28 protein-coding genes are annotated in these 23,232 nt (G+C 54.7%); 11 read left to right on the forward strand and 17 right to left on the reverse strand.

Annotated elements, in window-relative coordinates; translation table 11 throughout:
* Nucleotides 1–53 precede the first annotated feature (53 nt).
* The gene (locus tag J2D75_RS12775) at nucleotides 54–506 is read left to right on the forward strand and encodes a winged helix-turn-helix transcriptional regulator (RefSeq protein WP_207855208.1); all 453 of its coding nucleotides are present in this window, start codon (nucleotides 54–56) and stop codon (nucleotides 504–506) included.
* A 501-nt stretch (nucleotides 507–1,007) separates the two neighbouring features.
* Here the strand turns inward: J2D75_RS12775 and J2D75_RS12780 are convergent.
* The 9 genes from J2D75_RS12780 to frmR all read right to left on the reverse strand — a co-directional run bounded on the left by J2D75_RS12780 (nucleotide 1,008) and on the right by frmR (nucleotide 6,120).
* Entirely contained in the window at nucleotides 1,008–1,301 is a 294-nt protein-coding gene (locus J2D75_RS12780) for a type II toxin-antitoxin system RelE family toxin (RefSeq protein ID WP_207855209.1), read from the reverse strand.
* A complete protein-coding gene (locus tag J2D75_RS12785) occupies nucleotides 1,298–1,558 on the reverse strand; it encodes a type II toxin-antitoxin system RelB/DinJ family antitoxin (RefSeq protein WP_207855210.1) in 261 nt (86 codons plus the stop codon). The genes J2D75_RS12780 and J2D75_RS12785 overlap by 4 nt, the downstream gene beginning before the upstream one ends.
* Nucleotides 1,559–1,708: 150 nt before the next feature.
* Complete coding sequence (locus J2D75_RS12790; RefSeq protein WP_094755956.1) at nucleotides 1,709–2,092, reverse strand: type II toxin-antitoxin system VapC family toxin; 384 nt, start codon at nucleotides 2,090–2,092, stop codon at nucleotides 1,709–1,711.
* Nucleotides 2,089–2,427, reverse strand: a complete 339-nt coding sequence (locus J2D75_RS12795) for a type II toxin-antitoxin system Phd/YefM family antitoxin (RefSeq protein WP_197719581.1) — start codon at nucleotides 2,425–2,427, stop codon at nucleotides 2,089–2,091. The genes J2D75_RS12790 and J2D75_RS12795 overlap by 4 nt, the downstream gene beginning before the upstream one ends.
* A 7-nt stretch (nucleotides 2,428–2,434) precedes the next feature.
* Nucleotides 2,435–3,073 (reverse strand): tyrosine-type recombinase/integrase, encoded by a 639-nt coding sequence (locus tag J2D75_RS12800; RefSeq protein ID WP_207855211.1) that lies wholly within the window; start codon nucleotides 3,071–3,073, stop codon nucleotides 2,435–2,437.
* A gap of 308 nt (nucleotides 3,074–3,381) precedes the next feature.
* Nucleotides 3,382–4,209: an S-formylglutathione hydrolase gene (gene fghA, locus J2D75_RS12805; RefSeq protein WP_207855212.1), complete on the reverse strand. Its 828-nt coding sequence runs from the start codon at nucleotides 4,207–4,209 to the stop codon at nucleotides 3,382–3,384.
* A 24-nt stretch (nucleotides 4,210–4,233) separates the two neighbouring features.
* Nucleotides 4,234–4,635, reverse strand: coding sequence for a VOC family protein (locus J2D75_RS12810; RefSeq protein WP_075595236.1), 402 nt, complete (start codon nucleotides 4,633–4,635; stop codon nucleotides 4,234–4,236).
* A 59-nt stretch (nucleotides 4,636–4,694) separates the two neighbouring features.
* The gene (locus J2D75_RS12815) at nucleotides 4,695–5,804 is read right to left on the reverse strand and encodes an S-(hydroxymethyl)glutathione dehydrogenase/class III alcohol dehydrogenase (protein WP_207855213.1); all 1,110 of its coding nucleotides are present in this window, start codon (nucleotides 5,802–5,804) and stop codon (nucleotides 4,695–4,697) included.
* Nucleotides 5,805–5,844: 40 nt separating this feature from the next.
* Entirely contained in the window at nucleotides 5,845–6,120 is a 276-nt protein-coding gene (gene frmR / locus J2D75_RS12820; RefSeq protein WP_207855214.1) for a formaldehyde-responsive transcriptional repressor FrmR, read from the reverse strand.
* A gap of 425 nt (nucleotides 6,121–6,545) precedes the next feature.
* Between frmR and J2D75_RS12825 the strand changes: the two genes are divergently transcribed.
* From J2D75_RS12825 to J2D75_RS12835, 3 genes are read left to right on the forward strand one after another with little or no spacing between them, the layout of a single operon-like run.
* On the forward strand, nucleotides 6,546–7,256 hold the full coding sequence (locus J2D75_RS12825; protein ID WP_207855215.1) for a TetR/AcrR family transcriptional regulator: 711 nt from the start codon (nucleotides 6,546–6,548) through the stop codon (nucleotides 7,254–7,256).
* Nucleotides 7,253–8,158, forward strand: a complete 906-nt coding sequence (locus J2D75_RS12830) for an SDR family oxidoreductase (RefSeq protein WP_207855216.1) — start codon at nucleotides 7,253–7,255, stop codon at nucleotides 8,156–8,158. The genes J2D75_RS12825 and J2D75_RS12830 overlap by 4 nt, the downstream gene beginning before the upstream one ends.
* Nucleotides 8,155–8,484, forward strand: a complete 330-nt coding sequence (locus tag J2D75_RS12835; RefSeq protein ID WP_207855217.1) for a 4Fe-4S dicluster domain-containing protein — start codon at nucleotides 8,155–8,157, stop codon at nucleotides 8,482–8,484. The genes J2D75_RS12830 and J2D75_RS12835 overlap by 4 nt, the downstream gene beginning before the upstream one ends.
* Nucleotides 8,485–8,794: 310 nt before the next feature.
* On the opposite strand, the gene J2D75_RS12840 is transcribed toward J2D75_RS12835, so the two are convergent.
* Nucleotides 8,795–9,451, reverse strand: coding sequence for a TetR/AcrR family transcriptional regulator (locus tag J2D75_RS12840; RefSeq protein ID WP_207855218.1), 657 nt, complete (start codon nucleotides 9,449–9,451; stop codon nucleotides 8,795–8,797).
* A 108-nt stretch (nucleotides 9,452–9,559) separates the two neighbouring features.
* On the opposite strand from J2D75_RS12840, the gene J2D75_RS12845 reads away from it, so the two are divergent.
* From J2D75_RS12845 to J2D75_RS12860, 4 genes are all read left to right on the forward strand, one after another.
* Nucleotides 9,560–10,126 (forward strand): hydrolase, encoded by a 567-nt coding sequence (locus tag J2D75_RS12845; RefSeq protein ID WP_207855219.1) that lies wholly within the window; start codon nucleotides 9,560–9,562, stop codon nucleotides 10,124–10,126.
* 48 nt (nucleotides 10,127–10,174) lie between these two features.
* Nucleotides 10,175–11,578: a DHA2 family efflux MFS transporter permease subunit gene (locus J2D75_RS12850; RefSeq protein ID WP_207855220.1), complete on the forward strand. Its 1,404-nt coding sequence runs from the start codon at nucleotides 10,175–10,177 to the stop codon at nucleotides 11,576–11,578.
* Between the two features lie 489 nt (nucleotides 11,579–12,067).
* Nucleotides 12,068–13,270 carry an AAA family ATPase gene (locus J2D75_RS12855; protein WP_207855221.1) on the forward strand — a complete coding sequence of 401 codons (1,203 nt, stop codon included), beginning with the start codon at nucleotides 12,068–12,070 and terminating at the stop codon, nucleotides 13,268–13,270.
* The gene (locus J2D75_RS12860; protein ID WP_207855222.1) at nucleotides 13,267–14,058 is read left to right on the forward strand and encodes an HNH endonuclease family protein; all 792 of its coding nucleotides are present in this window, start codon (nucleotides 13,267–13,269) and stop codon (nucleotides 14,056–14,058) included. The genes J2D75_RS12855 and J2D75_RS12860 overlap by 4 nt, the downstream gene beginning before the upstream one ends.
* 237 nt (nucleotides 14,059–14,295) lie before the next feature.
* Here J2D75_RS12860 and J2D75_RS12865 read toward each other — a convergent pair whose 3' ends face one another.
* From J2D75_RS12865 to J2D75_RS12895, 7 genes are all read right to left on the reverse strand, one after another.
* Nucleotides 14,296–15,024 carry a DUF5710 domain-containing protein gene (locus J2D75_RS12865; RefSeq protein WP_243428746.1) on the reverse strand — a complete coding sequence of 243 codons (729 nt, stop codon included), beginning with the start codon at nucleotides 15,022–15,024 and terminating at the stop codon, nucleotides 14,296–14,298.
* 65 nt (nucleotides 15,025–15,089) lie between these two features.
* Nucleotides 15,090–15,416 carry a hypothetical protein gene (locus J2D75_RS12870; RefSeq protein ID WP_207855223.1) on the reverse strand — a complete coding sequence of 109 codons (327 nt, stop codon included), beginning with the start codon at nucleotides 15,414–15,416 and terminating at the stop codon, nucleotides 15,090–15,092.
* Between the two features lie 5 nt (nucleotides 15,417–15,421).
* A complete protein-coding gene (mobF, locus tag J2D75_RS12875; RefSeq protein WP_207855224.1) occupies nucleotides 15,422–18,592 on the reverse strand; it encodes a MobF family relaxase in 3,171 nt (1,056 codons plus the stop codon).
* A complete protein-coding gene (locus tag J2D75_RS12880) occupies nucleotides 18,589–18,870 on the reverse strand; it encodes a hypothetical protein (RefSeq protein WP_207855225.1) in 282 nt (93 codons plus the stop codon). Before J2D75_RS12880 ends, mobF begins: the two co-directional genes overlap by 4 nt.
* 130 nt (nucleotides 18,871–19,000) lie before the next feature.
* On the reverse strand, nucleotides 19,001–19,324 hold the full coding sequence (locus tag J2D75_RS12885) for an AbrB/MazE/SpoVT family DNA-binding domain-containing protein (RefSeq protein ID WP_243428747.1): 324 nt from the start codon (nucleotides 19,322–19,324) through the stop codon (nucleotides 19,001–19,003).
* A 46-nt stretch (nucleotides 19,325–19,370) separates the two neighbouring features.
* Entirely contained in the window at nucleotides 19,371–19,673 is a 303-nt protein-coding gene (locus J2D75_RS12890) for a BrnA antitoxin family protein (RefSeq protein ID WP_243428748.1), read from the reverse strand.
* Nucleotides 19,657–19,920 carry a BrnT family toxin gene (locus tag J2D75_RS12895; RefSeq protein ID WP_207855226.1) on the reverse strand — a complete coding sequence of 88 codons (264 nt, stop codon included), beginning with the start codon at nucleotides 19,918–19,920 and terminating at the stop codon, nucleotides 19,657–19,659. The genes J2D75_RS12890 and J2D75_RS12895 overlap by 17 nt, the downstream gene beginning before the upstream one ends.
* An 870-nt stretch (nucleotides 19,921–20,790) precedes the next feature.
* Here J2D75_RS12895 and J2D75_RS12900 point away from each other — a divergent pair.
* The 3 genes from J2D75_RS12900 to J2D75_RS12910 all read left to right on the forward strand — a co-directional run bounded on the left by J2D75_RS12900 (nucleotide 20,791) and on the right by J2D75_RS12910 (nucleotide 23,230).
* The gene (locus tag J2D75_RS12900; protein ID WP_207855227.1) at nucleotides 20,791–21,681 is read left to right on the forward strand and encodes a hypothetical protein; all 891 of its coding nucleotides are present in this window, start codon (nucleotides 20,791–20,793) and stop codon (nucleotides 21,679–21,681) included.
* 101 nt (nucleotides 21,682–21,782) lie between these two features.
* Nucleotides 21,783–22,574, forward strand: a complete 792-nt coding sequence (locus tag J2D75_RS12905; protein WP_207855228.1) for a hypothetical protein — start codon at nucleotides 21,783–21,785, stop codon at nucleotides 22,572–22,574.
* Nucleotides 22,562–23,230, forward strand: coding sequence for a hypothetical protein (locus tag J2D75_RS12910; RefSeq protein WP_207855229.1), 669 nt, complete (start codon nucleotides 22,562–22,564; stop codon nucleotides 23,228–23,230). Before J2D75_RS12905 ends, J2D75_RS12910 begins: the two co-directional genes overlap by 13 nt.
* The last annotated feature ends 2 nt before the right edge of the window (nucleotides 23,231–23,232 follow it).

The following is a 23,232-nucleotide window of genomic DNA, read 5'->3' on the forward strand; positions in this document are numbered from 1 at the left end:
TGGTTATAAAGTTAAAATAAGACGCGATGCGGGAAAGCGAAGAAGGTACACGAGTGATACCGTTCGATAATCTGGACTTTGATGCCGTAATGGCTCAGTCGCAGGCAGCCTGTGCTGCTCTCAGTGACAACGATGGCGGGTTGAAGCGAGAAGTGCTTGCGCATGCCGGCAACAGATGGTCACTCGGTATTGTCCATATTCTTGGTGTTGCTGGTACTCTGCGGCACGCAGAGCTGGCGCGGCGGCTTGATGGGGTTACGCAGCGTATGTTGACGCGTTCTCTTCGTCAGTTAGAACGCGACGGTCTTATTATTCGCCATGATTACGGTGAGGTCCCGCCACGGGTGGATTATACTCTCACTCCGTTGGGAAAGGGGCTGCTCGTAGGAATGATGCCTCTTTGGCGGTGGATTATTGACAACGCTGCGGCATTCAGAACGGCACGCGATCGGTTCGACAGTGAGAGGAATAGCACTTTCGTTGAGACTCGTGACGGTCTGAATTAAGATCACTGTATTGGGGCCAGCTTCTCCGACAAACGCGTCTTTTGTCGTTTAGTCACCCGTTTTCTCGTGGCTCTTGTCACAGGGGCATCACTTGAAAACTGCTGACATCGAGCATGAAGCTGCCATTGGCTCCGGTCGTAGAATAGCACTCCACCTCTTCCGAGGTCGCCTGTTGTAGAGAACAGATAGTCACGACAGATTCAGGGAGGCGTCCGCGACACCCGGCTTGGGAAGTCCAAACGCAAACAATGGCTTCCGAAGGTTTGTAGAACAAAATCTGCTGTCCCAAAAAGGTCACTCATTCTGCTGCGGCACAATTATGGCTGTATGCAACCTTGTCAGGGGCACGAGCCGAAATTAGCTGCGAACAAAAATAGTGGGGGCACAGCATACGCGAGCATATCGGACTTGCTACGAGCGCATGTCCGGTTTGGGGAATTCTTTATGGCGCGTTGTATGTCTTAAAAGAGGCGGGAGCTGACTTTCTACCAGATAGTAAATTCACTCTACCCGTTTCGATGCTAATTCATAAATCTCATTATCGGCTCTGCGGCCAACGGCAATCACATAAATGACGATCCGTTCGTCGATGACCTGATAAACAAGGCGGTAGCCATCTTTCAGAAGCTTAATCTTGTAAAACCCTGATAGGTCGCGATGAAGCTCGTTTCCCGGAGAGTGAGGGTTCCAGATCAGCTTTTCCAGCTTCTTTTCAAATTTCTTCCGCACGCTGCCGTCAAGGGCATCCCACTCCCTGAGCGCTCTATCATCGAATTCAAGACAATACTCTTTCATTCGCGGTGACGGCTCTTAAGCTCCGTAAAAGTCATACGATGCTTTGGGGCGGGGTTTTTGAGACGTTCGCGCACGAGCTCGATCAGCTGCGCATCCTCGTCTGTGACAAGCGTACGCTTGACCGGAGAGCGTCCCGTTTCAGCAATATATGCGAGAGTATCGCGCAGTGCGTCAGACAGTGAAATGCCTTGAGCGGACAGCTTCTCAACAGCAGCTGCCTTCAGTGTTTCATCTACCCGGAATGTGACAGCAGACATACTAAGCCTCCTTGCGTGTATGTACACATGTATCACGATTATTCGTACAAATGAAGTGAAAGATGGCCGATGCTGATGTCTGCATTCGGGCAACCAGATCTGTTGCGGAAACGGTAGAAAAGAAGGCGTGTTCTGGCGGCAGTTTCTGCTTCACGAACAGCGTATTCGCTTGATGGGGTAATGATCCATTTGTCCGTCTTCCGAAAGAAATGTGGCGTGTTCAGCTTGCGCCTGCGCCATAAGGAGATGGTCAAACGGATCACGATGATGCAGAGGCAAAGACATTAGGATCTGTAGGTGCTCGGTCTGTATTTGTAATAGAGAGAAACCTTCTTCAGGAATGGCTGCCAGAATATCGTTCATATCCGCATCCAGCTTCCCGATACGGATTTTGATCGCAATCTCCCAGAGAGACACGGTACTCACCAGAATATCGTGAACCGGATCTGCGATGATTTCCCGTGCAGTCTCACCCAGACGGTCGGAGTCCGAAAGCCACCACAGCAACGCATGCGTATCAAGCAGAACCTTCACAGGTCGCGTTCCATGCTTTCAAGAAGGTCCGGCGGTGTCTCATCAAAATCTTCGCTTATTCTGATCCGTCCGCGCAATGCGCCGGGTTGACGACGGGGGCGATAGGAAGAGGCTGGCGGCCGCAGTTCGGCTACGACCTGGTCATGAGACGTCACCAAGATCGTACTGCCCTGCCTGACCTGACGCAGATACGCTGTCAGGTTTCCCCGGAACTCCCGAACACCGATTTTCTGTGGTAATGGTACGTTATCTGAAAGATGCTGGCCCATGGTCTCCTCCCTATGTGTCATCATAACATGTACACATAGGGAGGAGGTAGAGAATTCCTGAGGCATGTTTGTTTCAGAGATCAGTGGCTTCCGACAGAGCCAGAGCGTCCTCGACATCCACCCCAAGGTATCGAACCGTACTATCCAGTTTTGAATGACCCAGCAGGATCTGCACGGCTCGGATATTACCGGTTCGTTTGTAAATCATGGCAACCTTAGTCCGGCGGAGCGAATGAGTTCCATATTCCCCGGCGATCAGTCCCACCGCCTGGACCCATTGATCCAAAAGCCGGGCGTATTGCCTTGTGCTCAGGTGAGTTTTGGCGCTTAGGCGACTTGGAAAAACATACTCATTCAAGCCACCACCTCGATGTTCCAGCCACGCCCGCACGCTTTCTCGCGTTGTTTCTGTAATTTCGAATTGCACAGGTCGCCGGGTTTTCTGCTGAACGACCATGGCTCGGTGGCGCACCTGACCACCGGTAACGATGTCGCCGATACGAAGGCTGACAAGATCGCAGCCTCTGAGTTTGCTATCGAGAGCAAGATCAAACAAAGCTCTGTCTCTGACACGCTGTTGGCTCCCCAGCCAAAACCGAATAGCCCAGACGTGCTTTTCTTTGAGCGCCCGCTTGGCGCCAACCATTTTTCCTGCATTCCAAGGCACGGACGCCTTTAGCGTAGGCGATGGAAAACGCGTTTTCTTTTCCATGATACTTTCTCCTGATCAGCTGCACATGCAGCAATCAGAAGTCTGCAGGAGGACATCGGCGGATAACGAGAACATTACAGACCGTCCGCTTTACGGAAACTGGAACAGCACCTTTAATGACCGAGGTGTAGGCGACTGCGGCCTGTCTGCTCCTTTATCACTGAGCAGACAGGCAGATCAGGGGGGCAAACGGAATGTCTGCTTCCGGACAAAAGATGCAGAAAGCCGCCAGTTAATTCCACAGTTTCAAAGATTTCGTCTCCACCCAAAGCCAGAAAAGCGCGGATCCAAAAAATCTGACAATCTGTTCATCCTAGTTTACTCACGAAATATCTGAGATGATCTGCAATGAAACTGGCTATAAAATAATAGCTGTGATCGTAATCAGGACGAAGATTCAGAATGAGTTCCTGCCCTGCGTTCTGTGCGGCTGCCTGGAACAGTTGTGGCCTGAGTTGTTCTTTCAGAAATTGATCTGCCAAACCCTGATCTATCAGGACAGGCAGTCTTTCCGTCGCTGTCCGCACAAGTTCAAGCGGATCATAGGCCGCCCAACTGGCACGATCCGGACCAAGATAAGCGCTGAATGCTTTTTCACCCCATGGTACCTGCGTTGGCGCCACAATGGGTGAAAAGGCTGACACAGAACGATAGCGACCAGGATTACGCAGCGCGATCATAATGGCGCCAAATCCACCCATCGAATGTCCCGCAATACCTCGCTGCTGCGTAACCGGAAAATTCGCTTCAATCAGCGCAGGAAGTTCCGTGACGACGTAATCATACATTCGATAATGTGCCGCCCACGGTTCCTGCGTCGCATTGATGTAAAATCCAGCGCCCTGACCAAGATCGTAAGCATCGTCATCAGCCACCTCCACACCCCGTGGACTGGTATCTGGCGCGACAATGGCGATGCCCAGTTCCGCAGCCACGCGTTGCGCGCCAGCCTTGCCAATGAAATTCTGCTCCGTGCATGTCAGGCCAGAGAGCCAGTAAAGAACAGGAACCTTTTCAGTTTTTGCCTGCGGAGGCAGGTAAATCGCGAAGTTTGCTTCCACACCCAACGACACGGCATTGTGTCGCCAGACTTCCTGCACGCCCCCGAAAGAGGCGTGCGTTTCTTTGCGTTCCATGGTTCTCACTGCCTTTTGCGCACGTCAGTTACCGTCCGTGAAGGTATAACTGCATATCTTGTTACCTGCCGGATCCCGGAGATAGGCGGCATAAGCGCCCGGTAGATGGCTTCGCGGGCCGGGTGCGCCTTCATCGGTTCCTCCATTGGCGAGACCTGCGGCATGAAAAGCATCCACTTCGGCGGGTGTCGCTGCCGCAAAACCGATGGTGACACCGTTGCTTGAGGGCACTTCACCGTTGCCAGGACGCGCAATGATGAACGCTGGTTTCTCGCGGCCATACAGAATCCACCCATGCCCGAACGGCCCCAGGTTTTTTATGCCCAGAGCCGCAAGCGCGGCATCATAGAATTTCGCAGATACCGCAGTATCCACCGCCCCGAGAAAAACGTGAGAGAAAACACCGTCACCTGAAATAACTGCCATGATTGTTCTCCTGTAATTTCCAACCGTTGGAAATGATGTTGCGCCGCGAGACACAGACCTTAGAAATGAATGACGGAACGGATGGATTTTCCTTCATGCATCAGATCGAAGGCCGTATTGATATCTTCGAGCGGCATGGTGTGTGTTACGAAAGGCGCAAGCTCGATATCGCCGCGCATGGCGTCTTCGACCATTCCGGGAAGTTGGCTGCGCCCCTTGACACCACCAAAAGCCGTGCCGCGCCACGAACGACCCGTGACAAGCTGGAAGGGACGGGTTGATATCTCCTGACCAGCCCCAGCCACACCGACGACGATCGACTGCCCCCACCCACGATGGGCGGCTTCCAGCGCCGCGCGCATGACATTGACGTTGCCGATACATTCAAAGGTATGATCAATGCCCCAGCCGGTCATTTCCACCAGAACCTGTTGGATCGGTTTGTCATAGTCCTTCGGATTAAGGAACTCCGTGGCGCCGAACGCCCTGGCAAGTTCAAATTTTTCCGGATTGGTATCAATAGCGAAAATCCGGCCAGCCTTTGCTTGTCGCGCTCCCTGAATCACCGCTAGACCGATCCCGCCCAGTCCGAAGACGGCAACCGTATCTCCCGGCTGTACCTTGGCCGTGTTGTGTACCGCACCGATCCCGGTGGTAACACCACACCCCAGCAGGCAGACATGTCCTGGATTGGATGCTGGATTGATTTTTGCCAGAGAAACCTCGGCAACAACCGTGTATTCGCTGAACGTCGAACACCCCATGTAATGATGGATCGACTGACCTTTGTAGGAGAAGCGCGTCGTACCATCCGGCATAACGCCTTTACCCTGTGTAGCGCGCACTGAAATGCAGAGATTGGTTTTTCCCGACTTACAGAACAGACATTCACCGCATTCAGCCGTATAAAGCGGAATGACATGGTCGCCGGGGGCAACGCTGGTGACCCCTTCTCCGACCTCGATTACAATTCCCGCGCCTTCGTGACCCAAAACGGCTGGGAACAGTCCCTCGGGGTCATCCCCTGACAGGGTAAACGCATCAGTGTGGCACACACCCGTATGCGTGATCTGCACGAGCACCTCACCCGCACGAGGAGGCGCTACGTCGATCTCGACAATCTCAAGGGGCTTACCCGCCTCGAAAGCAACTGCGGCTCGTGATTTCATGATTTTTCTCCAAATGATTTGTCAGCCAGCATCGAACGCATCACCGTAGATAGGATCGAACGAGTGACACCACATTCTCGATCGAACTACTCGCAGCATCACGATCACCGGCACACTCAACAAATTCTTCTCGCAGGTGGCTTTCGAGAACACCGGCCATTAATCCGTTGATCGCTCCCCGGATAGCCGCCACCTGTTGCAGCACCGGACCGCAATCAGTTCCCTTCTCCAAAGCCTGTTCCAGCGCATCAAGTTGCCCGCGAATACGGCGCACGCGGGTCAGAACGCGCTTTTTCTCAGCTGGTGTGTGCGGCACGAAACGTTTACTCCGAATATACTGCCCTTGAGTATCGTTTCATACTATGGGGCAGTATGACAAGGATATAAGGATGTGCTTGTCATATGATCCGATCAAAAGTCCGTATCGCCGAAATTTTCACCGTAACTTCCATTGGGGGACTGCCTGTGTCTTGGAAACATTCAATAGGTGTAATCAGTGAAATCCAGACAAGCTCTACAACGAGGCTTTGAACCGCTGATGTCCGCTATTTGACAAATAATCTTGTGGTCCAAACGACCGAGATGAGGCGAATGCCGCCTGTCTGCTCCTGTATCACTGAGCAGACAGGCAGATCAGGGAGGAAAAGCCGACGGTCCGCTCCTGGTCATATACAGCGAGGTGTCATAAGGCGCTTGCATGTAAGTGAATACTCACTTATGATTTCTCTGTAAGGAGAAACCATGCCCTCACGCCCTTCCAGACTTTCCGCGACGGATCGCAGGCAGGCGATCCTGTCAGCAGCAGCCCCCGTTTTCGCCCGGCTTGGTCGGGAGGGGGCGACCACAAAAGAGATCGCGAGAGCGGCGGGTGTCTCCGAGGCCCTTCTTTACCGCCACTTTGCCAGTAAGGAGGAGCTTTACGCGGAACTTGAATCTCATTGCGTAGAAGCCAACGCCGTCGGTAGCCGTCTTCTTGCCGAAGCAGCGCCTTCGACGGCAACACTGGTCAAAGGTGTTGCCCTGCTCGTGCAGGCGGTCTTTCCGGGCATCGGGGATACGCAGTCTCACGATGATACCAAACGGCTTGTCACGGCCAGTCTGCTGGGCGACGGACAGTTCGCAAAGGCTTTCCTCGATCGGCATGTGAAGCCCTGGATCGGCGTTTTCGAACGATCTTTCCGGGTTGCGCAGGACGCTGGCGATATGGAGGACGGTGTTCAGACCGGCAGTGCCGAAATCTGGTTCGTCCATCATCTGGCGAACACGCTGCATCTGATTAGCCTGCCCGACATCACGATCGTCGAATATGGCGTGACACGCGACAAGCTGGTCGAAAACACGGTCCGTTTCCTGCTGCGCGGGATCGGCCTCAGCAACACCGCCATAAACCGGCATTACGACCCTGAGAAACTCAGAACAACTTTTGCATCCATGGATCAGGACACACCATGAAACCGATCAGAAAAATAGCTGTCATTGGTGCGACAGGCCGACTTGGCGCACCGGTTACAACCGAACTATCCAGACATTTCGAAGTTCGTGCCATCGTTCGCTCGCCAGATAAGGCACGCAGGATGCTTCCGGATACTGTCGAGATCGTTCAGGCTGATCTGCGGGATGTTCCAAGCCTACACGCAGCGCTCAACGGGGTAGACGCGCTCTACATCAATCTCGCGACCGAAACGGCAGACCCGAATCTTCTCTTTTATGAAGAGCGCGAAGGTGTGCAAAACCTGATGACGGCCATACAGGGGCTGGATATCCGGTATATTGCCAAGATCGGTGCTCTTGGTGCTTATCCACCGGCGCTCACAAACATCAAACAGAATGTCGTGCCCAATATTATCCGTATGGAAGGGCACAGGAGCATTGCGGACACCGGTATCCGGCATACCTTCTTCGCGCCGACCCATTTCATGGAGTTGCTGCCTTTCATGATCAGCGGACGTGCGATTCAGTGGATTGGGAATACGCGCGTCAAAATCTGGTGGATCAGTGCCGCGGATTACGCACGATGGGTGGTCGAGGCGTTTCAGAATCCTCAGGCAATGCCAGAACATTGCCCGGTACAGGGACCGGAAGCGATCTCCGTCAGACAGGCGCTGAAGCGTTTTGTAAAAAACTACGATCCCTCTCTCAAAATTCGCGTGGCGCCACTCTGGGTTATGCGGATGATTGGCCTTTTCAACCCGAAAATGAAGTTCGTGGCGCATCTGTTCGCCTATTTCGGAGATCACGAAGATCCGTTTTACGCCGGGGAGACGTGGGAAAAACTGGGGAGGCCGACGACTACGCTTGAGATGTTCGCGCGGGAACTTCGCCAAAAGCGGAATTTGCAGCAGAGCGTCAAATGAACGGTATCGAAACGACCGGAAACGGGGAAAAAGCAATGAGCACACCTAAATGCCTGGAAGAGAGTCGAACAAGGCTGGTCGTCCCGATTGTGGATTTCAATCGCTGTGAGGGAAAAGACGCCTGTGTCGCCGTGTGTCCTTACAATGTTTTCGAAGTACGAAAGATCGACAATTCGGACTATCGGAAGCTCTCATTCGTCGGAAAGATCAAAAGCCATGTTCATGGCGGAATGGTCGCGTATACGCCTCATGCCGATCAGTGCCGTGCCTGCGGTCTCTGTGTAAAGGCCTGTCCCGAGCGCGCCATCAAACTCGTGAAAGTCTGATGCGAAGAGAAAGATCGGCTGGCTCATAAAACCGTGCTCGGCAGGCATAGTCAGCATGATGCACGCTCGTAGCGTGGAGTGACTTTATCGCCGTAAACAGTGTCTGGTTACGGGCAGACTTTCAAGGTCAATGAATGTCTTAAAAGAGGCGACTGCCGCCTACCTGCTAAGCAATTGGCCATTGCCGGGCACGAGATTTTCGCGTCAAAACTGTGTTAGTTCTCCCCGGCTTTCTCGCATCCATTTAGCATCCTCACTTGAGGTGCGATGAAATTGGTGTTTGAAACCCTGGCTGCACCAATCCGCAAAATTATGGCTCTGCGTCCGTTATCCCGTCTGGAGTACGCCGAAACGGCTGCAGCCGGTCCGTTAGATAGAGACGGTGCATCTGTCGCAATTCGTCAGGCGCGCCAGATGTCGTGGGGGCGTCCTTCGCCAGCATGCTGCGAAGCACTTTCATAACGTTTAGAACGACGGCCGCGATGTCTTTCGCCAACGCCTCATCCAGGCCTGGCGCACAGACACGAAGTGCCGCCGCAATCCCGGCTATCGCATGTCCGCGCGCACGATCACGGATCTCCATCCTGTCCGTCCGGGCCTCCATCAGCGCGGACAGGGATTTCACACGAGGATGAAGCGTGACAAGCAATTCGATCAGGACGTCCGCCAGAGCGTCTGGGGATAGCGTAGTAGCACGTTTGGCGAGTGCGGCATATTCGTCTTCCAGAACAGCGATGTGCCGTTGCACCAGAGCGTCCGCCACCGCCTCCTTGTTTGGAAAGAAACGATAGAGCGAGCCGACTTTTGCCCCGGCGCTCGCGGCGATCTCCGCCATGGTCGTAGCTTCGTACCCTCGTTCCGCCATGAGGTCGGACGCGGCCTCCAGTAATTCCTCGACGCGCTGACGCCCAGCCGCGCGCATCGGCTGAAGAGACGTCCGTTTATCTCTTGACGAATTTGAGTCCATCCTCAAATAATACCCCTGCTTGAGTGCTTACTCAACTTACTAACGTTTCCGCGTGTTTCGGACAACGGTTCGGGATGACGGTTAAACGTCAACAGGGAAGGTCTTGCCATGATTTCACTCTCAGCCAGCAGGACGGCCCTCGTCCTGATCGATCTCCAGAAGGGCATCACGGGGCTTCCCCTGGCTCCCACACCGGGTACTGCGATTGTTGAGCGATCGAAAGCACTCGCAGCCCGCTTCCGGAGCGCCGGGGCTCCGGTCATTTTGGTTAATGTAGCGTTCGCGCCTGATTTTGCCGATGCCGTGCATGCGACTGTCGATCGCTCCTTTTCACCGCCTGGCGGCTTCGCACCAGACTGGGCTGAACTGGCCGATGGGCTTGCCGAACCGACCGATCTGCGTGTCACGAAGCGGCAATGGGGTGCCTTCTACGGCACGGATCTCGATCTTCAGTTACGACGACGCGGTATCTCGACCATCGTGCTGGGCGGAATCGCGACCAATCTGGGCGTGGAATCCACCGCCAGGGCGGCTCATGAGCATGGATATAACGTCGTGCTCGCCGAAGATATCATGTCCACATTCACCGAAGAGATGCAGCGCTTTGCCTGCGAGGAGATTTTTCCCCGCCTTGGCCGTGTGACGACGAGCGACGCGATCGCACTGGACGCGTAAGCGCATGGTGGATGTCTGCGCGTCTCACGGTTCCCGGCGAGATCGTTCATGAACACCAGAACATCGTTGCCATCCCAGGGTTCGAATCAACTGCCTCCGGGCACCTGGAAAATCGTGAGCGTCGCGGCGGTCGGGTCTTTCATGGCGCAACTGGACGCCACGATCGTCAATGTGTCGCTTCCCGATCTCGTTAGGACCCTGCACGCGCCGTTTTCACACATTCAGTGGGTGGTCAGCGGCTATCTGCTGGCTCTCGCCCTGACGTTGCCCCTGAATGGATGGCTCGTAAGCCGCCTCGGGGGGCGAGCGGTCTATTTATGGTGCTTCGGTGCCTTCACGCTGACATCAGGCCTGTGCGCGCTGGCGTGGTCTGCGCCGTCCCTGATCGTATTCCGTCTGTTGCAAGGTATGGCGGGCGGTCTGCTTGCCCCTATGGCGCAGATGACGGTGGCGCGTGTCGCGGGCCGACAGATGCCGAGGGTCGCGAGCGTAATGACGGCACCTGTTCTGCTCGCTCCGCTTCTTGGACCCGTCGTCGCCGGTGCCATTCTCTCCATCGCGTCCTGGCGATGGATCTTTCTTCTCAATGTGCCGGTCGGGCTTGCGGCTTTTGCCCTTGCCGTTCTGTTTCTCCCTGACGATCGGCATGACGAGCGCCCCCGTCCACTTGACCTGACAGGGCTAGGATTTCTCGCTCCCGCTCTCGTCTCGTTTCTTTACGGCATGGATCATGTCGCCCGGCTTTATGGACAGGCGACTTTAGGCGCGTCCCTCGTGCTGTTCGTCCTGTATGTCAGATCCGCGCGACGCAAGGGCGATGACGCGCTGATCGACCTGCGCCTGCTGCGTGCGCCTGCCTTTTCGGTGTCGGCGATCATCATGTTTCTGACGAACGGGGTGTCGTTCGCTGGTCAGATGCTTCTACCCGTATGGCTGATTCACGCCTGCGGTGTCTCGCCCGAGCGGACGGGCCTGTTCATGGCACCCCTGGGTGTGGGGATGATGTGCGTCTATCCGCTCATTGGCCGTCTGAGTGACCGGTTTGACGCGCGCGATCTGACCGGTTGCGGGGCTCTTTTGTCCTTTGTTGGCACACTGATTTTAGCGTTGCTCGCCTATAACGGTCTGAACGTTGTCCTGCTCGCCTTAGCATTGTTGCTGCGTGGCGGAGGTGGGGGCGCTGTCGGTATTCCGGCAATGAGCGTGGGATATGCTTCGATCGCACGCCCAGATATTCCGATGGCAACGACTGCGCTGAACATCATGCAAAGGATTGGGGGACCGACATTGATCACAGCGTGCGCCACATTCCTCGGGTGGCGGCTTGCGACAATCGCTCCATCCCATGTCGCATCGGAGGCTTACGCCGAAACATTTGGATTGCTTGCGTTATTCCATGGCGCTCTGTTGCTTACCACGCGTTTCATCAAGTCTTCAGAGAGGAAACGTTAGTTCGGATCGAACTGAACCCGTCGTGCATGGATACTCGCCTGAGAAAATAAACATGACCCAGGCAAGATTGGGCAGCGTCATCCGCTTTAAGATCAGTTGTTTGTATTTCGGATTGTCCGACATGAGGGCGACTGCGGCCTGTCTGCTCCTTTATCACTGAGCAGACAGGCAGATCAGGGGGGGAAGCAGATCGTCCGCTATCGGGCAGAGTGCTAGCTAAAGCTGCCTATCCGATCTTAACTTATGGTAGAGGCCGTGCAAAGAGGTTTAGCTGTCAGGTTGCGATATGGTGCCCAACAGCCAGATTCGGAATGTGGAAGCGACGCAATGACCTTATCATTACTGATCCGTATCCGTTAGATCGCCTCACACCATGCTACCATCGCCATATGCTCAATGAATCAGATATGCGGCAGAATAGATAGGTTTTTGCCAACCTCACCTAGTTCAAGATATACTCAATCGGAAAATATATAGACAGGTGTAACAATGGATAAACTACGAATCAACAAACTATTCGTATCTAATGTTGGTCCTTTTGAAGAAATACATTTGGTTTTTCCAGCGAAATCTGGAATTAATCTAATATGCGGAGATAACGGAATAGGAAAAAGCACAATTCTTGAAAGTTTAGCCGCCCCTTTTTCTAGAGGGAATCTAACCAATTTAAAGAAAAAGCATGGAAGTGAAGATGGAAAAATAATTGTTTCTTGTGACATAAACGGCAACAACCAGAATTTAGAAGTTTCAGTTAAAACGTATGAACCCGACAAGCAAAATCACAAGATTACTTTCAGTGATTATGATCGTTGGATGATTTTTGCACGAACAAATAGAGAAATTACCTATGCAAAGCTTAATGCAATATCCTCAGATCCGTCACTTGAACCTTACGGCATATCAGATAGAGTTAGTCTCGGGATTCCGCTACACGACATAAAGAATTGGATTGCTAACAGGATATTATTTGAAAATCATTATTATAAATCCAATGAATACGAATATATAATAGAAAATTCTAAATATATAAAATCAGTAATTTCAATTTTAGATAGCAATTTTTCATTTTATGAAGTAGATCCCAAAACATATGAGATAAAAATCAATACTCCCACAGGGGTGGTGCCTTTTGAATATCTTTCGTCTGGATTCAAATCTGCTTACATTCTTATAATTGGCGTATTGAAAGAAATAGAATATCGCACTTTAGAAGTTAGTGCTCAATTATTCTCTGGTGTTATACTAATTGATGAAATTGAACTTCATCTACATCCGACCTGGCAGTGTAAAATTTCTTCCATATTAAAAGAATCTTTTCCAAATGCACAAATAATTGCTACCACCCATAGCCCTCATGTCATTCAACGAGCAGACCCTTCTGAGGTTATAGCTCTTTATCGACAGGAGGACGGCAGCACAGACCAAAGACCTCTTCCTTCTTCTGAATATGGATATGCCGGTTGGACTTTAGAAGAAGTCCTAGAAGATATTATGGGCGTCTCAGATACAAAGTCTTCAGTCTTTCGAGCAGCTATACACGCCTTCGACAGTGCTATCGATAATGAAGATTCTGAGAAGATCCAAGAGACTCTTCATATTCTAGAAAAAATGCTCCACAAAGACAGTCCTCTTCGAAAAATTATCGCTCTCCAAGCGGTTCCGTATGTAAGCAACCGGGAGACCGAGCAATGATTAAGCTCAAGCGTAGTGCAGCTCCAGTAGAGCTTACGGAAGAAACAGTTGAAAAACTCACGGCGCAATATAAAGAAACAAATGTCGCCGTATGGAATAAACCATATATAAAACAATCTATTTTATCAATGTCTCACTGTAAATGTGCATATTGTGAAACAAAGTTAGATGAAGAATCAAAGTACATGGAAGTTGAGCATTTTCGCTGCAAGACTGCTTTCCCCGATCTAGTCGTGGTTTGGTCTAATTTGCTTCCTTCTTGCAAGCGGTGCAATGGAAGGAAATCTGATTATAATGTTGATACTGAAGGCATGATTATTGATCCAACATTAAATCAGCCACAAGAGCATTTTTATTTCAAAGATTCCCGACTCCGTTGGAAGACTGACCTAGGTAGAAGGACAAGCGACGTTCTTTATCTCAATGATAGCGATCGACTTGTAAAGGTTCGCCATGAAATTACGTGTGCCACATGTGAAGCTATTGAAAAAATTAGACATATGCTCGAAAATTACATTTGCGAAAAAAGAACCACTTTCAAAAGAAATAATATAACACGCAGTGTAGAAAAGCTATTAAATCAAGGATTACCAAATACGCAATTTAGCGCTCTAGTTTCTACTGTTATTTCTGAAGATGATAATTATATATGGATTAAAGAAAATCTAGTAACATTAGGCTTATGGAATGATGAACTTTGTGCTCTCGATCAATGCATAAAAAAAATAGCTCTGCACCGCATTCCGGCCTCAGTTTCATCTGCTGTTGGAGAGTGCTCTGTGGTATAAACGTTTCATTTTCAGGATATAAAAACAAAATGGAATTTATTTCGAAGTAAATTCCATTTTCTCACGTCTTCAATATCCGATCACAGTTTGACTACAGATCAGTAAACAGGCTTTACTCAGCAACTGTGTTTACGCGATGTCGTTGGTCACGTCCGCTTCCGGAAAGATACGAACTTCGCTTGAATGACTGACATGAGGCGGAACCAGAAGGTCCGCTAACGCGGCTTTCTCCGCCTATCATTCATAAAGAAGATGCTGAATGTAACTAACATTCCCGCTCTGTGATCCGTACTCCTCACGCGCCTTCTGCACGAACGACTGATTACGATCCTGAGCAATGGCTTCACCAGTCTGTATCGGCGTTACACCGTACTGTGTCGTCGCCCAGCTGATGTCGCAACGCCAGTCATTATACCCGCTGCGCTCGTGCCATTGCCGCATGGCGTCATCAGCACACCGACTGGCCTCGGCATGTGTCCAGCCATTCACCTCCATCATCCACGCCAGCGCCTCGTCCTGCTTTCCGGCACTCGTGGTCTTCCCCCAGTGGCGGACAGCATGGCAATCCGGGCACAGCGCAATGACCCCCTTGAGGGTCTGCACCCGTGTCGTATCATCATAGTGCCAGCCCTCATCGGCCTCGACTGGCCATTTCGGTCCACGCCCGCCACATACACGGCAGCGAGACCCCGCGCGGGCATAGGCATCTTTACGGATGCGGTCCCAGTCTTCCTTGGAAAGCAATGCCCTCAGGTTCCGCCCCCAAAGTGACTGTGGCACCATCCAGGGCCGGAGATAGGGCGGTTTCCTGTCCGGCCTGAAGCGATAGGGAACAAATGGTAGCAGCGCTACCAGACGATCCACATGTGCTTTCCAGCATTTTTCAGCCCCGTCAAAGACGGCCCCAGCGGCTTTTGCCTGATCTCGCTGGTCATGAGGGACACAAAGGGCAATCAAAACGGTCATTAGGCTGTCTCACGGGCTGCACGGCTCAAGAATGCCCCTTTCACAGACAGCCCTCAAGCCGTCTCTCAACCAACCCAGCCGTGGACACCATCCCATGCTTCGTTTAGCAGAGCGCTGGCTGCCGCCCTATCTGCCGGAGACGCCATCAACTCCGGGTGCCGCAGAACAGCGTAATACACCGCCCGCATATCCTCTGCGGTCGCGCTGTCGCGCATCCAGCCACACGTCCGCAGATGAGCAAGCACCTGACGATTCAGGTCTACGTGCAGCGTCCGGAATGCGTCATAGGCCTCCTGGGTGGTGAGCAGCTCCGCCTCCCGTTCCACATGAATGAGGGGGAGGGCCCGCGCGACGATTTCGTCGACCAAAACCTGCAGCCTGTTCTTCTTCATAGCTCTTAAAGCCCCAGATCATTGTCATGCTGCACGCGCGGTGCCCGAGCAGGCCCCCGTGATTTGCCAATATCACGCGCGGGCTGAGAGGGGAGATCGCGCTCAAGCCGTACAGCCGCCTCGGCCTGATTTTGCAACGCATAAGCACTCCGACGCAGCGTTCGGCTGATATCATCCCATTGCACAGCACCAACTTCCCGCAGCCCTCGTGTCGCAACATGGCTACGCGCTGCCGCACCCGGCACTCGGCCATCACGTTGAGCTGCTTCAATCTCATGGTTTTGCCTGATCCAGCGTGTTGTATCCTGCTCGTGCCTGAGCGTCGCCCCTGCAAGATCAATGGCAAGATCCTTGTAGTCATGCTTGCCCATGTTGGCGGCAATCCGGTTGAGGATGTCCTCATAGGTCACAGGCGTCTTATCCCCCAGCGGCCGACCAAATGTAATGGCCTCACGCACCGGCGCTTCGGCAACCCGTGTCCAGGCGATATGCGCATGACGGCTCTCCGCCACGTAAGTCGTAAACCCGCTCACCGCCATCGTGCCGCGCGGCATCGCATTGATATGTTCGTCCGAGGTAATGCCCTGCGCGGCATCAATCGTCATCGCATGCCCAAAACCCAGTTTCGTGCGTCCGGTATCCGGGTCCGCCAGACTATCCCACGGCACGAACCCCTCACGTCCCTTCAGGTTACGCAGAAACACGCCCTGATCATTCCAGCCGCGCACATCCACAAAATCACCGTTCGATCCTAATTCCCGCCATCGTGTCTGTCGGCCAGTCCCCGTCTTGCACCGCGTCTGCGAAAAAAGGCGCACCCTGTCCCCCACGGCAAGCGGCAGGTCATAGACCTCCCCGCGCTGATCAATCCCGGCCCGCACGATCTCTTCCGTACCAATTTCACCTCTGGCCCGCAGGCGCTCACGCACAGCAACGCTCAACGCCATGACATCTTCATTGGTCGGAGCCGACATCGTGATCCCGCGCATGCTGCCTGACGCCACCAGCATGTCGCGCCGTCGCAGATAGAAATCGGCAGTATCCGCCACGACCTGCGCATGGTCCCCGCCAATCACAGCAAACGTCCCGTCCTCACGTTTCATATCAATCGCCTGACGGACACGGGCCGTGTCCTTGTCACGCTGCTCCTGTTCATTCAGCGTCAGATCCCGGCCGTTGCTCCGAAACATCCCGGCAATCTGACGGGCCCGTTCAGTCTTCTGCCGAATTGTCGTGAGAATCTCAGGCCGGGCCTCGCGCGGCAGAACCCGCAACAGGATTTCCACGCTGTCGCCCGCCTCAATCGCCTGCGCCTGTTCCCGGTCGCCCAGCAGCCGCATCGAAAACCCCATCTCCTTCTGGAAACGCAAAAGACGTAACAGCTGCCCCGGCGCGATCTGGCTGACTTCATCCACAACCAGAACAGACCCGCGCGCCAGCGTAAGCCGTCCCGCCTCCATCTCACGCAAAAGCGGAGAGAGAGCGACCGTTCTGTCGGCGCCGGCATCTTTGAGGGCGTCTGCCTGTCGCCAGGCCAGGGCCGTACCAACCACCTGACGGCCATCTTCCTTCCAGGCCGTTACCAGAGGCGACAGCGCCGCTGTCTTCCCTGCCCCGGCGACACCCACCAGAAACCCAAGGCCGCCCGCCTGCCCCAGCGCATAAATGGCGGCAAGCTGTGTGCGGCCATGCTCCGCGTCACGAGTAAAATCCAGACCGGACTCACGAACGGCTTTGGCAATGGCCTCTGCACTGAGCGCCCCCTCGGGATTACGGGCCGCGAAACCTGCCAGTTCGCCCATTTCCTTTTCGACGGCCAGGTGGGCCTGTGTAGCAACCCGCATCCGCCCGTCACGGACCTGTTCGATGAACATGGTTGGCGCGCCATCCACCGTAATGCCCCGTTCGGCAATCATCTCCGCGACAATCCGTACGTCATCGACGCTTTTAATCCCCGTCTCAATCAGACCATGGGCAGCATGCAGCCGAAAAACATCGCGATCGAGAACGGCAGCCGTACGAAACTCCTCTTCAAGCAGCTGGGCTGCAATCTGGTAGGCCCGTTCGTAGCGCTCCGCGTCGTCCAGCGCGTGCGAAGGCTCATCCGTCAGCACCGTCTCATGACGCCAGCCCAGCGCCTCAGCCTCTTCGCGCCAGATCTCGCGATCATTGGTGCCGTTATACTTCTTCGAGCGATACGCAAGGTTGGCCTGATGGAGAACCTTGAACTTCTGGTCGGCCGACATGGTGTTCCAGTTACCCCCCTGTCGCGCGACAAACGCCTTCGCCTGTTTCTCAGCCTGTTTGCTGCGTTTGGAAAATGCCTCACAGACCGATCGGGGAATGGCCTCAATGACAATCGCTTTCCCACGCTCGTCTGGGCGCACCCTGATCCCGCTCTCACGCAGCAGCTCCGCCAGCACCGCCTGAAAATAGGCCCCGAACAGGTGGGACGTCACCCGCGTGATCCGGGCTGAATCCAATGATCCCAGATGACCGTCTTCCGTCGCGACGGCATTGAACACAGGATTATGGATATGTGCCTGCGGATCACCGGGCACCGGTATTTCGACCGAGGCTGTTGCCCCACCGGCCCCATCCTGAATGTGCATGGCCGGACGCGCCGTATAGTGCCGGAACGACACCCAGGCCACCTCACCTTTCTGCAGTTCACCCAGCCCACCCTTGCCACGCCGGGCCTGCCCGATTTCATCGGCGATGAAGTGCATCGCCTGATCATTGGCGCGCTGAATGATATGCCAGATCAGAGCCTGCTCGGCCTTTGTCGCCGCGAACTCGGCGGCGAGCGTCACCGACTTGTCGGGGGAAGCCGTGAAGTCGATGGCCGAGATCGTCCGGTTGGCGTGCTTGCCGTCCCATTTTTCGCCATCAGACGCCCGGCGACACTCGAACAGTCTGGCCAATTCCTCATCCGTGGGAGGCCGGGTCACATCAATCCCCAGAGCCGCTGCGATCCGCGCGGGAATATTCGGTCCCCACGCCCCTCTGCCGTCCTTGCCTGTGTAGTAGTTGTTCAGCCTGTCGCCTGTCTCGACATCACGCGCCGCATCAGGCTCCGTACGGACATCGGTTTCAGGGGCCAGCTGATGCTCACGCAGATAGGCGACAATCAGCTTGCCGGCACCATCGGCCGATAGTTTGCGATAGGTGATCATGGCGCGACCCGTGCTGTCGCACTCCGCGTCAGGGCCTCGACAGCAGCTTGTGTCGCACGGCTTTGCTCAGTGTTGGCTTGAATGGCCTCAGTCTGGGCAGCAACCAGATCAACCAGCTCCTGCAGCAGCACCGCCGCCCGGTTGTCGCCCTTTTCGTCGGGCGTCAGCAGTTTGATAATGACCCCGAGCATTTCGTGGCCCTGTGCCTGCCCGGCCATAAGCTGAGCCAGAGCCCTAAAAAGGTCTCTGTTATCTGTCGTCGCGTGAGTGGTAGACATTCTCTCTCTCCAGCACGGAATGTGCATGGAGAGCCTGACACAGATGGTTGTGACGCCAGTCAGGAGCGGGAAGGTCGTCCCAACAGACGTCCTTCCCGCCGCCAGAACAACAAAAGCACGCTACCAGATCTCACAATGCGGCATAGGCCTGTTGGTCTGCTTCGGAGCCCCATTCGGGGAATGTCGCAAACAGATCATCGTCGCCTGACGCCGCCCGAACCCGGCCCAGACGTACGCGCCCATTCTCTATGACGTAGCGAAGTTCATCACCGGGCTCCAGACCCAGCGCAACGCACACAGCCATGGGGATGGTCGTCTGGCACTTCCTGTTGAGACGGCTTTTGATCATGAGCAGAAAGTGAGGGCTATCCCCAAGAGATGCAACACCTGCGAGTAGTTCGGGCTGGTCCCAACAGATCGACCATAAATGACGGTTCTCTCGTCGTAGACGCATATCACCGCTCCACCGCAACGCCTTCTGATTCCACCAAAGAATGCGGCTACAGGCCCACCGCCTGCCGCAATATGTCATTCGCGCGCGACTGCCAGCCGGGACCATCTGACTTGAGACGGGCCAGAAGATCAGGGTCAAGCCGCATTGAGACGAGTGTCTTAGTGGGAGCTTTCTGCGGTCCGCGCACCCGACGTACATTGGCGAGGGAAGGAACGGCCTGCCGAGCTTCCTGCGCGCGCAGGAAGTCTGTTTCGGTAAGTTCCGGGCTATCCGGGTCCAGAGCAATGCCCTGATTGATGCGGGTATCCTCATCATCTGTGGGCATGATAAATTCAGATTTGCGCGACATAGAGCTTTGCCTCCCGCTTGTTGGCCTTGCGCTGGCTGATTATACGAATGACGCGAGTTTCAATGCTGAATACCAGAACATGAAGCCGCAAATTGATTGGGGCGACAGCAACAAGACGGGGCTCGTTTGAACTCATGCTCGTCATGATGAGAGCAACATCCCATTCGAAGCCTTCTGCAACGGCAAAATCGACAGCGTGCTTGACGATATTACTTTGCCGCTTTGTCTCGTCCCACTCGTATCTCATGGTTTATCGTATATACAATAAATTATGAGAGCGCAAAGAATATTGTCTATACGATTTGCATACCACATAGCGTGGTAAAGGGTTATTGAGTAAGGGCCATACTGATTAGGTGCCAGCCCCATGATTCGCTTTCGGTGGTGCCGCGACAGGCTCTCCCATAAGGCCGCGACCTCGGTGAGCAGATCAGGATAGTAACCCATAAGGGGCCGAAAAAGTGTAGCTTCCGGCAGAACCGCCTTGGCGACCGATCTGATCCTCGTAGATAGCCAGAACCTCGACGAACGTCAGGTAATCTGTCACTCAGCCAGTTTCCGGTACAGCGAGGCAAAGGTCTCGTGGCTCGCCTGGTAAAGCGCCATGACGGAAGGCCGGGGCGTGCCTGCCGACGTTTTTCGATCAGGCCCGACAGCACCTCCTCAACCAGCGCCTGAAGCTGTCGCCCTTCCTGACGTGCCAGATCGCGCACCGCTTCCAGCACTTTCGGATCGACCTGCGTTGCGAACGTCGCACGCTGCAGTCTGGCCATTGGACATCTCCTTCAACACGTCTCTCTACCTATCATGGCAGATCAAGAAACGCCCATAAGACCGTCCCGCCCCACCTGACGGCACCCCGCGACACCGCTGCCATCGGTTAGCAACGCGCTTGGACGACAGATGCTCACCGAAAAGCTGCGCGAGCAGTCGCGCCATCCGTAAAGCCCCCCGAAGGGGGCGCACCCGAAAGGGTGCATTTGTATATGGAGGAATCTTTTTGACGTCACGATACTGTCACGGTCAGGTCGCGGAGCCGAAGCGTTGACGTCTCGAACTAGAAACGCTTGTGTCACGGAATTGGGGGTGGTAAAGGCAAAAGCGAAGGAGACGACCCATGTCGACGCTTGTCGTGCCAAATGCATTGCTCACAGAAATGGCTGATGGCTGGTTTCATTCTGATGTTTTCATATGGATGAAGAGCAATCACGACACGCTGGCGCAGGCGCTGGGCAAGAAGCGTATCTCGTGGAACCGTATGTGCATCTGGCTGGGCCAATTCGGGCTAACGGACAGACATGGCAAAACACCGACCCGAGAAACGGCCCGCCAGACATGGTATCGGGTCAGGAAAGCGGTCTTGCGCGAAAAAGCGGAACGGGAAGCCGCCCACCTTGAAGCCCTGCGTCTCGAAGCCGCACGCGAGAGCGAAAAAGCAGCCATTCAGGCGGAAATCCGCCAGCGCCGCGAGGCGGAAGCCGCCGAGAAGGCCGCCCTGCGCGACAAGATGGAGCAGGTAAGCCGGGATGTCGCGCGACGCGTTCAGGCACAGACAGAAACCCAAACCATCGCGCGTGTCACAGAACACGAACAGCCTGCCAGTTCAGATGCCGCCAGTCAGGAAAACGTCCCCCACGAGCAGGCACGGGTGCGGATTGGTGAAGTCGCACGGGTCGTGCGTATGCGCACGCAAGCGCCACGCTATGGCCGGGACCGCGATATTCCCTTACCGCCGCCTTATGTGGGTCCCAGACCCGCCGGGATGCCCGAAGACCTGCCGCTGGAAGCGCTCATGCCCCTTGATGCCCCGGGGATCGACGACAAAGGAATGTATGACTTCAAACAGCTTCCGGGGATGCCGCGTCGGTCCTTCTATGACAACGAACGGGTGTGGATGATGGACTGCATGGCCTTGATCAAAGCCATTCCACCTGCTGAGCGACCGCCAGCGCTGAGAGCCATGGGGCCTTGGCTTGCAACGCGCCTCGGCCCTTCATACCGGGGATAGTCGCACAGCACAGACACGATGTGCGAGGCGTCACAACCAAATGCCTCACAATGTGAGAGGGGCCGCTAACCGGCGGCCTCGAATCACTGTGAGGATATTTTATGTCTCAGAAATCTACGCCCACTTCAGCGGCAACGGCCCACGAGAAACCGAGGGCATTGATCAAAGCGGGGCGCGGCAATCTTGGCGGCACCTGTGCGCTGATGGTTCTCAGTGAAATTGCGATTGAGGCCGGGCGCCCCCTTGTCCTGGCGGATGGGGATGTGCGCAACCCCGGCATTTCGCTCTTCAAGGCCCTTTACGACAAGCATGGTCTTCCACGCCCTGAGAGTGAAGAAAGCGGCGAGCTGAAACGCTGGTATACAGACGCGTTCAGTGAAGCTCTTTTGCGCAAGGCATCCCTCGCTGTCGATATTGGCGGCGGGGACAGGACACTGGAAGAATGGGCCTCCGAGGACAGCCTTGTGGATGCCGCAGACGCAATGGGGCTGCCCATAACCGGCCTGTTTATGTGCGGCCCTCAGCCCGGAGATATTGATTACCTGCTCAAGCTCTGGAGTTCGGGTCTTTTCAAGCCAACGCGCGGGGTCATTGTCCTGAATGAGTGGACCGTGCCCGCTGGTCATAAGCCCGATACGGTATTCAGGCCAATCTACCTTGATTCGCGTCTAACCGGCACTCCCGATATGGATGTCGCCTTTCTCCGCATTCCTAAGCTGACGTGTATGGCAGAAGTAATTAGCAGCGGCCTGTCGTTTCATGATGCTGCGGCTGGCAAGGCAGGTCTATCAGGTAAACCCCTAGACCCCATGCGCCGCTGGCAGGTTGGTCACTGGTTGGAAAAAATTCAGACCAACATTGTGGCCGAAGGGATCGACTCATGGCTGCCGTAACGGAAACTCCACAAAACGGAGAAACCCGCCACGAAGACGTTCTGCGGGAAGCCGGGCGCGAGCTGGAGCGCGCAGCCCGGCTTGAAGGCATTGACGAATTCAGCCCGCTCGGCCGCTGGATCATTGCTCTGCGCAGCAGCATGGACGCCCTTGCGGCTGTAGCAGAGGCAAGCGCCGTGAGAACGGAGGATCTGGAAAGGCAGTTGAAGATCATACTCGCCAGCGCAGATAAAGAGCTTAGCACCCTGCGCAGAGACCTGGCGAGCGGGGTGGAAACCGTGCGAGCCATCAGCGCCTCCGCAGAACTTCGGGTCAAAGTGGAGGAGGAACGTCTCAAACAGCACCAGCAGGTCACGATCGACAAAATGATCGCCTCGATCATGGGCGGGCTGAAAACGGAGCTGTACGACCGGCTCAAACAGCAGATGCCCCACCATGAACAGGGGTTCTATCTTGCGACACGCTGGAAAGCGATCTCACGCCTGGCACTGGCCGGTGCCCTGCTTTTCTGCGGGGGGCTGCTCGCGCATTATGCGCTGGTGTCGCATACGCTTGAACGCGCACGCTACTGTGAGGGACATAGTTACGTGACAGAAAGCGGACAGGCATGGTGTGATCTGACGCCCCTGCGTATCCCCGCCCGAAACCAGAACTAACT

Origin of the sequence: Acetobacter suratthaniensis (assembly GCF_017377745.1) — a bacterium.
Classification (GTDB): Bacteria; Pseudomonadota; Alphaproteobacteria; order Acetobacterales; family Acetobacteraceae; genus Acetobacter; species Acetobacter suratthaniensis.

Excerpts from the sequence above, each read along its gene's own strand:
- J2D75_RS12780 (WP_207855209.1), bottom strand. The coding sequence starts at position 1,301 with ATGAAAGAGTATTGTCTTGAATTCGATGATAGAGCGCTCAGGGAGTGG.
- J2D75_RS12785 (WP_207855210.1), bottom strand. The coding sequence starts at position 1,558 with ATGTCTGCTGTCACATTCCGGGTAGATGAAACACTGAAGGCAGCTGCT.
- J2D75_RS12795 (WP_197719581.1), bottom strand. The coding sequence starts at position 2,427 with ATGCCTCAGGAATTCTCTACCTCCTCCCTATGTGTACATGTTATGATG.
- J2D75_RS12800 (WP_207855211.1), bottom strand. The coding sequence starts at position 3,073 with ATGGAAAAGAAAACGCGTTTTCCATCGCCTACGCTAAAGGCGTCCGTG.
- fghA (WP_207855212.1), bottom strand. The coding sequence starts at position 4,209 with ATGGAACGCAAAGAAACGCACGCCTCTTTCGGGGGCGTGCAGGAAGTC.
- J2D75_RS12810 (WP_075595236.1), bottom strand. The coding sequence starts at position 4,635 with ATGGCAGTTATTTCAGGTGACGGTGTTTTCTCTCACGTTTTTCTCGGG.
- J2D75_RS12815 (WP_207855213.1), bottom strand. The coding sequence starts at position 5,804 with ATGAAATCACGAGCCGCAGTTGCTTTCGAGGCGGGTAAGCCCCTTGAG.
- J2D75_RS12825 (WP_207855215.1), top strand. The coding sequence starts at position 6,546 with ATGCCCTCACGCCCTTCCAGACTTTCCGCGACGGATCGCAGGCAGGCG.
- J2D75_RS12830 (WP_207855216.1), top strand. The coding sequence starts at position 7,253 with ATGAAACCGATCAGAAAAATAGCTGTCATTGGTGCGACAGGCCGACTT.
- J2D75_RS12835 (WP_207855217.1), top strand. The coding sequence starts at position 8,155 with ATGAACGGTATCGAAACGACCGGAAACGGGGAAAAAGCAATGAGCACA.
- J2D75_RS12840 (WP_207855218.1), bottom strand. The coding sequence starts at position 9,451 with ATGGACTCAAATTCGTCAAGAGATAAACGGACGTCTCTTCAGCCGATG.
- J2D75_RS12845 (WP_207855219.1), top strand. The coding sequence starts at position 9,560 with ATGATTTCACTCTCAGCCAGCAGGACGGCCCTCGTCCTGATCGATCTC.
- J2D75_RS12850 (WP_207855220.1), top strand. The coding sequence starts at position 10,175 with ATGAACACCAGAACATCGTTGCCATCCCAGGGTTCGAATCAACTGCCT.
- J2D75_RS12855 (WP_207855221.1), top strand. The coding sequence starts at position 12,068 with ATGGATAAACTACGAATCAACAAACTATTCGTATCTAATGTTGGTCCT.
- J2D75_RS12860 (WP_207855222.1), top strand. The coding sequence starts at position 13,267 with ATGATTAAGCTCAAGCGTAGTGCAGCTCCAGTAGAGCTTACGGAAGAA.
- J2D75_RS12865 (WP_243428746.1), bottom strand. The coding sequence starts at position 15,024 with ATGACCGTTTTGATTGCCCTTTGTGTCCCTCATGACCAGCGAGATCAG.
- J2D75_RS12870 (WP_207855223.1), bottom strand. The coding sequence starts at position 15,416 with ATGAAGAAGAACAGGCTGCAGGTTTTGGTCGACGAAATCGTCGCGCGG.
- mobF (WP_207855224.1), bottom strand. The coding sequence starts at position 18,592 with ATGATCACCTATCGCAAACTATCGGCCGATGGTGCCGGCAAGCTGATT.
- J2D75_RS12880 (WP_207855225.1), bottom strand. The coding sequence starts at position 18,870 with ATGTCTACCACTCACGCGACGACAGATAACAGAGACCTTTTTAGGGCT.
- J2D75_RS12885 (WP_243428747.1), bottom strand. The coding sequence starts at position 19,324 with ATGCGTCTACGACGAGAGAACCGTCATTTATGGTCGATCTGTTGGGAC.
- J2D75_RS12890 (WP_243428748.1), bottom strand. The coding sequence starts at position 19,673 with ATGTCGCGCAAATCTGAATTTATCATGCCCACAGATGATGAGGATACC.
- J2D75_RS12895 (WP_207855226.1), bottom strand. The coding sequence starts at position 19,920 with ATGAGATACGAGTGGGACGAGACAAAGCGGCAAAGTAATATCGTCAAG.
- J2D75_RS12900 (WP_207855227.1), top strand. The coding sequence starts at position 20,791 with ATGTCGACGCTTGTCGTGCCAAATGCATTGCTCACAGAAATGGCTGAT.
- J2D75_RS12905 (WP_207855228.1), top strand. The coding sequence starts at position 21,783 with ATGTCTCAGAAATCTACGCCCACTTCAGCGGCAACGGCCCACGAGAAA.
- J2D75_RS12910 (WP_207855229.1), top strand. The coding sequence starts at position 22,562 with ATGGCTGCCGTAACGGAAACTCCACAAAACGGAGAAACCCGCCACGAA.